This window comes from uncultured Chitinophaga sp., from assembly GCF_937874145.1.
Classification (GTDB): Bacteria; Bacteroidota; Bacteroidia; order Chitinophagales; family Chitinophagaceae; genus Chitinophaga.
This window is the reverse complement of record NZ_CALNBI010000443.1, coordinates 1-12,303: the sequence shown is the minus strand read 5'-3', so window position 1 is coordinate 12,303 and position 12,303 is coordinate 1. Positions and strand designations below refer to the sequence as shown.

At 55.8% G+C, this 12,303-nt stretch carries 10 protein-coding genes and 1 pseudogene; 3 read left to right on the top strand and 8 right to left on the bottom strand.

Annotated elements, in window-relative coordinates; all coding sequences use genetic code 11:
* The 3 genes from Q0510_RS21315 to Q0510_RS21305 form a co-directional block, all read right to left on the bottom strand.
* Window positions 1–240: GntR family transcriptional regulator (locus Q0510_RS21315; RefSeq protein WP_298716130.1), on the bottom strand; the 240-nt coding region annotated here is incomplete at its 3' end.
* Between the two features lie 12 nt (window positions 241–252).
* Window positions 253–1,113, bottom strand: a complete 861-nt coding sequence (locus Q0510_RS21310; RefSeq protein ID WP_298716128.1) for a hypothetical protein — start codon at window positions 1,111–1,113, stop codon at window positions 253–255.
* Between the two features lie 12 nt (window positions 1,114–1,125).
* Window positions 1,126–1,962 (bottom strand): ATP-binding cassette domain-containing protein, encoded by an 837-nt coding sequence (locus Q0510_RS21305; RefSeq protein ID WP_298716126.1) that lies wholly within the window; start codon window positions 1,960–1,962, stop codon window positions 1,126–1,128.
* A gap of 160 nt (window positions 1,963–2,122) precedes the next feature.
* On the opposite strand from Q0510_RS21305, the gene Q0510_RS21300 reads away from it, so the two are divergent.
* Window positions 2,123–4,468, top strand: a complete 2,346-nt coding sequence (locus Q0510_RS21300; protein ID WP_298716124.1) for a PDZ domain-containing protein — start codon at window positions 2,123–2,125, stop codon at window positions 4,466–4,468.
* 83 nt (window positions 4,469–4,551) lie between these two features.
* Here Q0510_RS21300 and glyA read toward each other — a convergent pair.
* Window positions 4,552–5,847, bottom strand: a pseudogene (gene glyA, locus Q0510_RS21295) (serine hydroxymethyltransferase).
* A 217-nt stretch (window positions 5,848–6,064) separates the two neighbouring features.
* On the opposite strand from glyA, the gene Q0510_RS21290 reads away from it, so the two are divergent.
* Both Q0510_RS21290 and Q0510_RS21285 read left to right on the top strand, forming a co-directional pair.
* Window positions 6,065–7,057 carry a sugar phosphate nucleotidyltransferase gene (locus Q0510_RS21290; protein ID WP_298716122.1) on the top strand — a complete coding sequence of 331 codons (993 nt, stop codon included), beginning with the start codon at window positions 6,065–6,067 and terminating at the stop codon, window positions 7,055–7,057.
* Window positions 7,058–7,069: 12 nt separating this feature from the next.
* Window positions 7,070–8,020 (top strand): DUF561 domain-containing protein, encoded by a 951-nt coding sequence (locus tag Q0510_RS21285; RefSeq protein WP_298716119.1) that lies wholly within the window; start codon window positions 7,070–7,072, stop codon window positions 8,018–8,020.
* Between the two features lie 88 nt (window positions 8,021–8,108).
* Here Q0510_RS21285 and Q0510_RS21280 read toward each other — a convergent pair whose 3' ends face one another.
* The 4 genes from Q0510_RS21280 to Q0510_RS21265 all read right to left on the bottom strand — a co-directional run.
* Window positions 8,109–9,392 carry an ABC transporter permease gene (locus Q0510_RS21280; protein WP_298716117.1) on the bottom strand — a complete coding sequence of 428 codons (1,284 nt, stop codon included), beginning with the start codon at window positions 9,390–9,392 and terminating at the stop codon, window positions 8,109–8,111.
* Window positions 9,385–10,146, bottom strand: coding sequence for a hypothetical protein (locus tag Q0510_RS21275; RefSeq protein WP_298716115.1), 762 nt, complete (start codon window positions 10,144–10,146; stop codon window positions 9,385–9,387). The genes Q0510_RS21280 and Q0510_RS21275 overlap by 8 nt, the downstream gene beginning before the upstream one ends.
* A 5-nt stretch (window positions 10,147–10,151) precedes the next feature.
* Window positions 10,152–11,078 (bottom strand): ABC transporter ATP-binding protein, encoded by a 927-nt coding sequence (locus Q0510_RS21270; RefSeq protein ID WP_298716113.1) that lies wholly within the window; start codon window positions 11,076–11,078, stop codon window positions 10,152–10,154.
* Between the two features lie 66 nt (window positions 11,079–11,144).
* A partial coding sequence (locus tag Q0510_RS21265; RefSeq protein WP_298716111.1) for an FAD-dependent oxidoreductase occupies window positions 11,145–12,303 on the bottom strand: 1,159 nt, incomplete at its 5' end.

The window sequence follows — 12,303 nt, the reverse complement described above, 5'->3', positions numbered from 1 at the left end:
CACTTTCGCCACCGCGTTTGCACTCACGAAATAGCCCAGTCCGCGCCGCGTGTAAATAACACCCAGCTGCTGAAGGTGCTCGTAAGATCGCATCACCGTGTTGGGATTGACTTCCAGGCTCACCGCCAGCTCCCTGACCGAAGGGATTTTTTCCTCCTGCGCCCATTCCAGCAACTGGATACGGTCGCAGACGTGTTCCGCTATCTGGAGGTAAATGGAAAGTTGATTATTGAATTCCATGGCTTGCGTTTGTTAGGACAGTTCCTGTTCCCTTAGTTTTAATACCGTTACGACAAGCAGTGCCAAAGGCACCAGGTACCCGAATCCCGATTCCAGCCACTTTAACGGCGCCGGCACGTCTACGGTGTAATTCCTCACCGTCCAGTTGTTTACATCCACCGTACCAAACGACCAGGAGGAAAATGACCCGTGCGAATACGTCCGGATGGCCTCCGGCAGACGGCCATCTTCCGACAGCGCTTTCATACTTTCGGTCATGGGCAAACTTTTCAGCAACAGTTCTCCACAGGTGTCGTTGATAACATTGATGGAAAGAAACACCAACGCGAGCGTGGCAATCGCCTTCGGCACCGCGAGCCGCCGGTAGGTAGCGCTGGCCGCCCAACCGATGGCAAAGAGTGTTGCATTGATACCCAAGAATCCCATCCAATCAAAGCCCATCGGGCCGGGCTGAAAATAATAGAACCTGTTGGCGCTTTGAAAAATCCGGTCGTCGATGCAAAATGCCATGCCTGCGCTGAGTAAATACACGAGAATATAAGCGATCGGGAAAATGACAACGGAAAAGAAAATACCCACCGCAAATCTCTCCACTGCCGTTACCGGCAACATAAGCGCCTGGAGCCGGGTAGACCTGCTATGCAGGCTTCTGAAACACCAGGCGGCCATGATAAAATTGAAAAGGACGAATCCCATTTCTGCCACTTCCTTTTGTTTATCGTAGTATAATCCGTCGTCGTTCCTATAAACATAATATAGCAAAAACGATATCAGTATGGCAAACAGTGCCAGGGCACCGTAACCGAATAATTTGCGGTCTGTAACCAGCTGCAGCCTGAACAGCAGAACGCACCTTTGAAAAGAGAAATGCATAGCCGGAATGTTTTAATCTTGTAAAATGGGAAGGATGGCTTCGTTGCCGGAAAGCGCCGCGTTGAAGAGCAGCTCCATATCGAGGCGGGAGTTTTCGTCGCCGGTGTTGGGGGCGATGACCGCGTAGCCGCCGAGGGCTTCCTCGGCATAGAGCGGCTTCCCGCTTTCGGAGCGGTCTTTCACTTTTTTGAACACCAGCCTTTCTGTGATCCTGGCCACCGGCGCCTGAAGCAGGATGCGCCCTTTATCGAGGATCAGCACCTCGTCGATGAGGCTGTCGAGGTCGCGCACCTGGTGGGTGCTGATCACCATCACCTGGTCGCCCGCCAGGCTGCCGGCGATGATTTTCCGGAATTGCTGCTTGGAAGGGATGTCCAGCCCGTTGGTGGGCTCGTCGAGCAGGAGGAGCTTTGCCCGCGTCGCCACCGCGAAGGCGATCTGGAATTTCTTCTGCTGGCCGTGGCTGAGCTGACGGAGCCGGCCAGCCGGCGCTATGCCGAATTGCTGCAGGAGCGCGTCGTAAAGCGCCGCATCGAAAGCCGGGTAAAAAGGCATGTGCAGGCGGAGGTAAGCAGCGGCTGTAAGGTCGGGCAACTGGAAGGCTTCGGGGACCACGTACACGGATTGCAGCAAGGCGGGCTCCCGGCGCGCCGGCGTCATGCCCAACACCCGGCATTCTCCGCTCCGCGGGAAGAGCAGCCCCGCCATCATGTACAGCAAAGTGCTCTTGCCGGCGCCATTCTGGCCCAGGAGGCCGTAGATGCGGCCCGGCTCCAGGCTGAGGCTGAGACCGTCGAGCACAGCGGCGCCGCGGCGGTAGGAATAGGTAATGTTCTGAAGGGATACCATTGCATTGTATTAATGGGTAATGGACTAGTGTACTACTTAACTAGCACACTACAAATATAAATATTAATTCGTAACCACCAAATAATTTGTCAGGAATTGATCAATTACTACCACCGGGCACGAAACCACCGCGGTATCTTGGGGAACATAATGTAATGATATGCTGAAATGGACCCTCTCCTTCGTCCTGCTGCTGCCACTGGCAACACAGGCGCAGGAAACCCTTATCTATCTTTCGCCTTCCGGCAATGATGCCAATCCCGGCACCAAAAACCAACCGAAAGCCACGTTCAACGCAGCCCGGGAAATCTGGCGCAAGTCACCCGGCCAACCCACCAAAGTAATACTTCGTGGAGGCACCTATTACCTCGATGTTCCCTGGGAGCTCACTCCTGCCGACAATCCCTCCGGCCAGCCCTTCACCATCACCGCCGCCCCCGGCGAAAAACCCGTGCTCAGCGGCGCCCGCAAGGTGACCGTCGACTGGCGGGAAGACGCGAACGGCACCTGGAAAGCTTCTCTTCCCGCGGCCCCCGATTCCATCGACAGGCTCTACATCGGCGGCCAGCTGAAAATCATGGCCCGCTATCCCAACTACGACGTTTCCGCCCGCTTCTATCACGGCACCTCCGCCGATGCGCTCTCCCCTGCGCGCATCAAATCCTGGAAAAAGCCCGAAGGCGCCATCGTGCATGCGCTCCACCGGGCGGAATGGGGCGGCTATCATTATATCGTGACCGGCGTCGATGACAAAGGCGATCCCGTTCTCACAGGCGGATGGCAGAACAACCGCCAGATGGGCCTCCACCCCGAACACCGCTTCGTGGAAAATGTGCGCGAAGAACTGGACGCCCCCAACGAATGGCATTACGATGCCGGCGAAAAAACAATCTACTTCAAGCCGGAAGACGGCCGCAAACCCGCCGCCGATATCGCTTACGCCCAACTGACGGAACTCGTGATACTCAAAGGCAGCATGTCGCAGCCCATCAAAAACATCACCATCCGCGGCATCACGTTCACCGGCAATACGCGGACGTTCATGAAAACCATCGAGCCGCTCCTGCGCAGCGACTGGACCATCTACCGCGGCGGCGCCGTGCTCGTGGAGGGCGCTGAGCATTCCGCCATCACCAATTGCCATTTCGATGCGGTGGGCGGAAATGCAATTTTCATCAACAACTATAACCGCCATGTGCGGGCCGACAGCAACCTGATTTACCAGGCAGGCGCTTCCGGTATCGCGTTCGTCGGCAGTCCGGATGCGGTGCGTTCGCCCGCGTTCGAATACAACAAATTCGTGCCTTACACGCAAATGGACATGACGCCGGGGCCGAAGTCGGAGGATTACCCGAAAGATTGCAGCGCCGCCGACAACCTCATTCAATTTTCAGGGGAGATCGAGAAGCAATCGGCCGGTGTGCAGATCAGCATCGCCGCAAAGATCCGCGTGGCCCACAACACGATCCACAACGTGCCGCGCGCGGGGATCAACGTGAGCGACGGCACTTTCGGCGGGCACCTCATCGAGCGTAACGACGTATACAACACCGTACTGGAAACCGGCGACCACGGGGCTTTCAACAGCTGGGGCCGCGACCGCTTCTGGCATCCCAACCGCAGGACGATGGACAGCGCCACCATCAACAACCTCGCACTCACCAAACTCGACATCTCCGGCACTACCATCATCCGCGAAAACCGTTTCCGCTGCGATCACGGCTGGGACATCGACCTGGACGACGGTTCTTCCTATTACGACATTTACGACAACGTATGCCTGAACGGCGGTTTGAAACTGCGGGAAGGGTTCTTCCGGCGGGTGCATCATAATTTGCTGATCAACAATACTTTCCATCCGCATGTGTGGTTCGCCAACAGTAACGATGTATTCTCGAACAATGTGGTAACGACCGACTATAAGCCGATCCAGGTGAATACATGGGGCAAGAAGGTGGACCACAATTACTTCCCGGACAAAGCTTCCCTGGCTGCTGCGCAAAAACGCGGCACGGATTCGAATTCCATCGTGCTGGACCTGCAATTCGTGGATTTCAAAAAAGGGGATTACCGCCTGAAGCCTTCCAGCAAACCGAAATACTTTACCTACCGCGATTTCCCGGTAACGGGCTTTGGAACAAGGATCGCCGCGTATAAAAAGCTAGCCGCGCCCGTTCCCCTGCCCGCCATCCTCATTTCTTCCGCTACGGGCAAGGGCGACATCATGGAATGGAAAGGCGCGAAAGTGAAGAATATCGAAGGTTTGGGCGAACGCTCCGCCACGGGCCTGCCTGATGAAAAAGGCGCTTATTTCGTGGAAGTACCTCAGTCCAGTGATGCTTACAAGGCCGGTTTGCGCAGCAACGACGTAGTGCTGCAGCTCGACGGGCAGGCGACCACTTCCGCCAAAGCGTTCTTTGCCGTGTACCAGCCCATTGCCTGGCGCACGAACCTGAAAGTGGTGGTATTCCGCAACCAGCGTGAACAGGAGATCGTACTGAAATAAAAAAATTGAAGGAAAGAAGAAGGCCGGTCTGGCAGCGATAACGCTCCCGGACCGGCCTTTATACATTACAAACCTTCCTGGTCTCAGCCCATATCGGGGTAGAGGGGGAATTGTTTCATGAATTCGTTCACTTCGCCGCGGATGCTCTTCTGGAGGCCTTCGTTGTCGGCGTCCATGAGGAGCCTGTCGATCCACTCAACGATTTGCGGCATATGGTCTTCCTGCATGCCGCGGGTGGTGATGGCGGGAACGCCGACGCGGATACCGGAGGTTACGAAGGGAGACTTATCGTCGTAGGGCACCATGTTCTTGTTGCAGGTGATATCGGCCTGAACGAGTACGTTCTCGGCTTTTTTACCGGAGATGTTCTTGTTGCGCAGGTCGATCAGCATCAGGTGGTTATCGGTACCGCCGGAGATGATCTGGTAGCCTTTTTCCACGAACGCGCGGGACATGGACTGGGCGTTCGTGGAAAAAGGCTACCAGATGATCTGGCGGGCGTACTGGTCGTAATCGTCGGAGAGGATCTCGAAGAAGGAAACCGCTTTGGCGGCGATCACGTGTTCGAGGGGGCCGCCCTGGATGCCGGGGAATACGGCCATGTCGATCAGGTTAGACATCATGCGGATTTCGCCTTTCGGGGTTTTGAGGCCGAAGGGGTTTTCGAAGTCCTTGCCCATCATGATCATACCGCCGCGGGGGCCGCGGAGGGTTTTGTGGGTGGTGGTGGTTACGAAATGGCAATGTGCGAAGGGAGAATTCAGCAGTCCTTTAGCGATGAGGCCCGCGGGGTGCGCGATGTCTGCCATCACGAAGGCGCCGATTTTGTCAGCTATCTCGCGGATGCGTTTATAATCCCAGTCGCGGCTGTAGGCGGAGGCGCCGCAGATGATCAGTTTGGGTTTCTCTGCGAGGGCAACCTCTTCCATTTTATCGTATTCTACCAGGCCGGTTTCTTTGTTTACACCGTAAAACAGCGGCTGGTAAAGCTTTCCGGAGAAGTTAACGGCGGAACCGTGGGTAAGGTGGCCGCCCATGCTCAGATCCAGGCCCAGGATCTTGTCGCCCGCCTGGAGGATGGCCAGCAGTACTGCCGCGTTTGCCTGCGCACCGGAGTGGGGCTGAACGTTGGCGTATTCGATGCCGAAAATCTGTTTGGCGCGGTCGATGGCCAGCTGTTCGCTCAGGTCCACGATCTCGCAACCGCCATAATAACGGCGGCCGGGATAGCCCTCGGCGTACTTGTTGGTCATTACGTTGCCCATCGCTTGCATTACCTGGTGGCTCGTGAAGTTCTCAGAAGCAATCAGTTCAATGCCATGGCGCTGCCTTTCCAGTTCCTGGCGGATGATATCGAAGATCTGCTGGTCTCTTTGCATGTGAAAGAAAATTTAAGATGCAAAACTAATCATCTTCCCATTAATTATAAACTTGGAATTGATGAAAAGAACCCTCCGGCCATATTCACTAAAAGCTTAATATCTTTTTCAGCATCAGATCCTTGTCATGTTTTTATTGCGTGTTATTCCGTAATTTGCCCGCTGAAGCAAAGTGATTCAGGTTAACTGTAGCAGTGGACCATTTCAAAACCGATTCATGAAGGCAATTATTCCAGTCGCGGGAGCAGGCACCAAACTGCGGCCGCATACATATACGCAACCGAAAGCACTTATCCCGCTGGCGGGGCGAACGATCCTGAGCATTATCGTTGACCAGCTGGTGGAATCCGGCATCCGCGAATTCGTTTTCGTGGTCGGCTATCTCGGGGAAAAGATCCAGCATTACGTTGAAAAAAAATATCCTGACCTCACCATGCACTTCGTACAGCAGAACTCCCGCGAGGGCACCGGCCACGCCATCCTGCTCACGAAAGACGTTGTGGGAACGGTTGAGGTGCTCATCGTTCTGGGCGATACGATCGTGGAAGTGGATTTCAAAGAAGTGATCAATTCGCCGGTATCGGTACTGGGTGTGAAGAAGGTCGATGATCCCCGCAACTTCGGCGTGGCCGAGATTACGGATACGCTTTCCATCACCCGGGTGATCGAAAAACCCCAGATCCCCAAATCCAACCTCGCCCTTGTAGGCATGTACAAAATCCGGGAAACGGAACAGCTGTACAAATGCCTGGAAGATAATATCCGCATGCAGGTGCGCTCGCACGACGAGTTCCAGCTCACCGACGCGCTGGAGTGCATGATCCAGCACGGCGTGCAGTTCAACGCCTTCAAGGTCAACAACTGGTTCGACTGCGGCCGCAAGGAAACGCTCCTCGAAACCAACGCCACCCTGCTGAAGAAATACAAGCTTTCCGCCAGCCCCGTGCTCCCGTACGAGAACACCATCATCATCCCGCCCGTGAGCATCGGCGAAGGCTGCAATATCAAAAACAGCATTATCGGCCCCAACGTGGCCATCGGCGATAACACCGTCATCAGTTATTCCATCGTGAAAGATTCCATCATCGGCTCGTTCAGCAACCTGTACGAAGTGGTGCTGAAATCCTCGCTCATCGGGAGCGACGCCAATATCCGCGGGCTCAGCCAGAGCCTCAATATCGGCGACAACACGGAAATCGATCTCGGCTAAACCAACCTACAGATGGCTGCATTTCAGAATCCCGTTACACGCCTCTTCGGCATCGAATATCCCATTATCCAGGCCGGCATGATCTGGGCCAGCGGCTGGCGCCTCGCCAGTGCGGTAAGCAACGCGGGCGGACTGGGCATCCTCGGCGCCGGGAGCATGTACCCCAACGTACTGCGTGAACATATTCAAAAATGCAAAGCCGCTACCAACAAGCCTTTCGGCGTCAACGTGCCGCTCCTCTACCCTGATCTCGACCAGCACATCCAGATCATCCTGGAGGAGAAAGTGCCGGTGGTGTTCACTTCCGCAGGCAATCCCAAAACCTGGACGCCGCTGCTGAAGGAAAACGGGATCAAAGTGGTGCACGTGGTGTCGAGCAGCAGATTTGCGCTGAAAAGCCAGGAAGCAGGCGTAGACGCGGTGGTGGCCGAGGGCTTTGAAGCCGGCGGGCACAACGGCCGGGAGGAAACCACCACCATGGTGCTCATCCCCGCGGTGGCGGATATGGTGCGCATCCCCGTGATCGCCGCAGGCGGCATCAGCACAGGGCGCGCCATGGCGGCGGCTTTCGCGCTGGGCGCTTCGGGCGTGCAGGTGGGCAGCCGTTTCGTGGCCACACCGGAAGCTTCTTCCCACGAAGCATTCAAACAAGCCATCGTACAAGCTGGCGAAGGCGATACGATGTTGTCGCTCAAGCAACTGACGCCCGTTCGGCTGCTGAAGAACGCCTTCTCCGACGCGGTGAAAAAAGCCGAAGCGGAAGGCGCGGATATTCAATCGCTCAGAGAACTTTTGGGCAGGGGCCGTGCTAAAAAAGGCATGTTCGAAGGGCAGCTCGAGGAAGGCGAACTGGAAATCGGCCAGGTCAGCGCCCTCATCCATCAGATCCAGCCCGCGGCCGACGTACTCCACGAAATCTGGAACGAGTTCCGTACCACCTGCGCGCAACTCGGATCGCTCTGATCATCCTTTTACCGAAATTACTTGTAATAGCAAGGGCCGCCGACATCACATGTCTACGGCCCTTTACCTTTATCAAACGTAAGATTGACTAACTCTTCTTGAAAATCCATTTCCCTACTTCGCCGAGGGTCACTTTCTTCCCGTACATGAGAATCCCCGTGCGGTAGATCTTCGCCGCCACCCAGGTGGTTCCCAGGAAACCCGCGATGAGTGATACCATCGACAATCCCAGCTGCCAGTACGGCACCGTGCCCGGCACGCCATACGGAATACGCGCCATCATCACCACCGGAGAAGTGAAGGGTATGATGCTGCCCCACACGGCCAGGGGGCTCGTCGGGTTCACCACGGCTTGTATCATGATGATAATCGCCACGATGATGGGAAGCGTAATCGGGAAAGTGAGCGACTGCGCATCGTTCGGATCTTCATTTACCAGGCTGCCAACCGCCGCGAACAACGCTGCGTAGAAGAGGTATCCGCCCAGGAAATAGAAGAGGAACAACGGCAGCAGGGTAAACCAATCAATACTGGCCATTGCCAGCGCGATCTGTTCGGTAAACTTGGCGCTGCCAGACATTTGCGTGCCCGCAGCAACTTCCGTATCCCCACCCAGCAGCGGCAACAGCAGGGTATTGAGGAGTATCATGATGCCCGTCCATATAATGAACTGCAGCAAACCCACGCCCGCGATGCCTACGATCTTGCCCATCATCAGCTGGAAGGGTTTGACGCTGGACACCATCACTTCGGCGATGCGGTTGGTTTTTTCTTCCATCACGCCGCGCATCACCATCATCCCAAACACCAGCAACACGATGTAAATGAGGAAACCGGCCACCCAGCCAACGATATACGCCACCGTGGAGCTGCCTTTCTTCTCTGCTTCGCCGGCGAGGTTCTCGATATTAATATCGGCGCGGATGTCTTCCAGTTTGGATTTATCGATGCCGGCCGCTTCCATGCGCTTATCTTCCACGACGCTTTCCAGCCGCTTCTCCATGCTGCCTCTGAGGGAGAAAGGCATCTGGCCCTTGCTGTAGTACACGAATGCGGGAAGGCGGTTCAGGTCCAGCTTCGGGATGTGCAACAGGCCGGTATAACCCTGGTTGCGGTAAGATTTTTTGAAGGTATCCACTTTGGCGTCCACGAAAGTATAATGAATGCCTTTTTCGTCGGGCAGCTTGCCGGCGAAATAGCCGCTTTCATCGATCACGGCTACTTTTTCATCATTGTCGGAGCTGATAAACACGCCCGGCAAGATGATCATTGCCGCGAAAAAGATGGGCAACAGCAAAGTGGTGACGATGAAAGATTTCTTGCGTACCCGCGTAAGAAATTCTCTTTTGATAATGATCCAGATCTTATTCATGGGACTCGGAGTTAGAATTTGGGTGATATTCAACGTAAACGGAATCGGGTTCCAGGTATTTATCTTTAAGTTTCGACCGGAAGAAAGCTTCGTTGCGGCGCTGTTTCATGCCGCTGGTGTCGAAAGCGCCGTTGCGGAAAAGAAAAATGGCGTAATCATTGAAAGATTCCTCGCGGCCGGTGGTATCTTCTATATCCATATGGCTTTCGAGCACGGCCATCCTCACTTCCAGTTCTTTTTCCCCGGTATGGAGCCAGCTGTAGGTATCCTGGGCATCGCCCGCGTCGCCCCAGTTGTCTGCCACCATGATGTGGTCGCGTACCTGGCCGGAGGGTTTATGCCAGGCCCAGAGGAAAATGCGGGTGCTGGCGTATTCGCCGGGCCCTCTCACCAGCAGCATCTCATGATCGCCCTGCGTAAAGCGGCCGATGGCGTGATAGCCGCCATGCGGGTTGTCGGGAGTAGCGTACTCGGAAATATTCAGTTCGGCGGGCAGCGTTTTGAGGTAATTGCTGTCGATCCATTTGCCGACCATGCCCAACATTACGCCATTGGAATCATACTTCGGCGACGCCACTTCGATATCGTTGGGCTGGATTTGCGGGAACAGCTGCAGGAAGGCTTCTCCCTGCGCCATGCGGATTGCTTCGGTGCTGTCGGCCGGAGTGGCCGTACTGTCAGTTTCGTGCTGCGTACCGGAAGCGCCTGCGCATCCGGCGGCGAAGATCATTAATAAGAATATGCAATATTTCATGGGCATCAGTTGGCCACCGCCTCCATGTCCGTCGTTTTCACCTGCTGGATGAAAACTTCGTGGATGGTGGGGAGGATCTCTTCGAAGTAATTGATTTGAATGCCCTGGTTGATGAAGTGGGCGAGAATGTCGTTAGTGCTGCTGTGCTCGTTGATCTTCACCGTGAAGCCTTTCTCGTGGTTTTTCACGATGGTGAAGTGATAGGTGGCCATCTGCGCGGGGTTCGGCATTTCATCCAGGCCGATGCGGTAGAGGTGATGCTTGAAATCCTGGCGGATTTGCTTCACTGGGCCGTCGAGCACCTTTTTGCCCTTGTTCACCAGCACGATATGATCGCAGATTTCTTCCACCTGTTCCATACGGTGGGTGGAAAAGATGATCGTGGTGCCGGATTTGGCGAGCTGGAAGATCTCGTCCTGGATCAGTTGGGAATTGATGGGATCGAGGCCGGAGAAGGGTTCGTCGAGGATGAGCAGTTTCGGTTGATGCATAATGGTGGAGATGAACTGCACCTTTTGCTGCATGCCCTTGGAGAGCTCTTCGATTTTCTTGTTGGACCAGGAAGTGATGTCGAACCGGTTGAACCAGTAATCGATCTTTTGGCGGGCTTCCTGTGTGGACAGACCTTTAAGCTGCGCCAGGTACATGGCCTGTTCGCCCACTTTCATCTTTTTATACAGCCCGCGCTCTTCCGGCATGTACCCGATATATTGGATATCATTCCGGGGGTCGAAGGGGCGGCCGTCGAAAAGGATCTCCCCGGCGTCGGGGTAAAAGATGCCAGTGATCATACGCAGGAGCGTAGTCTTGCCCGCGCCGTTGGGGCCCAGCAGCCCGAAGATGCTGCCCTTCGGGATGGAGAAGCTGATATCGTCCACCGCTTTGTGGGTGGCGTAATACTTCTTGAGGTGTTGGAGTTCGAGTACGTTCATAAGGGTGATTGACAGATGGAAATTACCCAATTACCCTATGCGCGCCAAAGAAATGAGAACGAATTTTCATATTGATACACCAACCGGCGGTTTCGCTGGACCAATCCCGGCGATGGCTTCGGCCACGCGTTCGCCGTCCATGGCGGCCGACACGATCCCCCCCGCATAGCCTGCGCCCTCACCGCAGGGATACAATCCTTTCACCTGCGGGTGCTGCAGGTCGTGATCGTTCCGCGGGATGCGCACGGGGCTGGAGGTGCGCGACTCCGTAGCTACCAGGATCGCATCTTCCGTGAAATAGCCCCTGATCTTCTTCCCGAAAGCCTTGAAAGCCTCTCCCAGCCTGGAATGTACGGCAGCAGGCAAAACGGTCCGCAGATCCGTGGGGCGGACGCCGGGGATATACGAGCATTCGGGCAGGGAAGCGGAGACTTTCCCTTTCACGAAATCGGTCATCCTTTGCGCGGGGGCCACGAATTTGCCGCCGCCCGCTTCGAAGGCCGTGCGCTCCACATGTTGCTGGTACAGCATCGCGGCGAGGGGGCCTGCTTTGGCGAATGGCACAAAGTCCTCCTCATCCACTGTTACTACCATGCCTGAGTTGGCGTAGGGGTTGTTGCGCTTGGAGGGCGACCACCCGTTCACCACCAGTTCGCCGGGCGAAGTGGCGGCCGGGGCGATGATGCCGCCGGGGCACATGCAGAAGGAGAACACGCCGCGGCCGTTCACCTGTTCCACGAGGCTGTAGCTGGCGGGCGGGAGGTAATCGCCGCGGAGGGCGCAATGGTACTGGGCGCTGTCGATCAGCGACTGCGGATGTTCCACGCGTACGCCCAGGGCGAAGGGCTTGCTTTCGATGAGAATATTTTTCGCATGCAGCAGCCCGAAGATGTCGCGGGCCGAGTGGCCGGTGGCGAGGATGACGTGCTTTGCATGAAACTCGTCGCCCGTGGCGGTTTTCACACCGGTGACCTGGTTATTTTCGATGATGAAGCCGGATACTTTCTGTTCGAAGTAAACGGCTCCCCCGCTGTTGTTGATCTGTTCGCGCATGGCGGTGATGATGTGGGGGAGCTTGTTGGTGCCGATGTGCGGGTGAGCGTCGGTAGTGATGGCATCATCTGCGCCAAATTGGCGGAAGATGTGGAGGATGCGCTGTATGTTGCCGCGTTTGTTGGAGCGGGTGTAGAGTTTACCGTCGGAGTAGGTACCGGCGCCGCCTTCA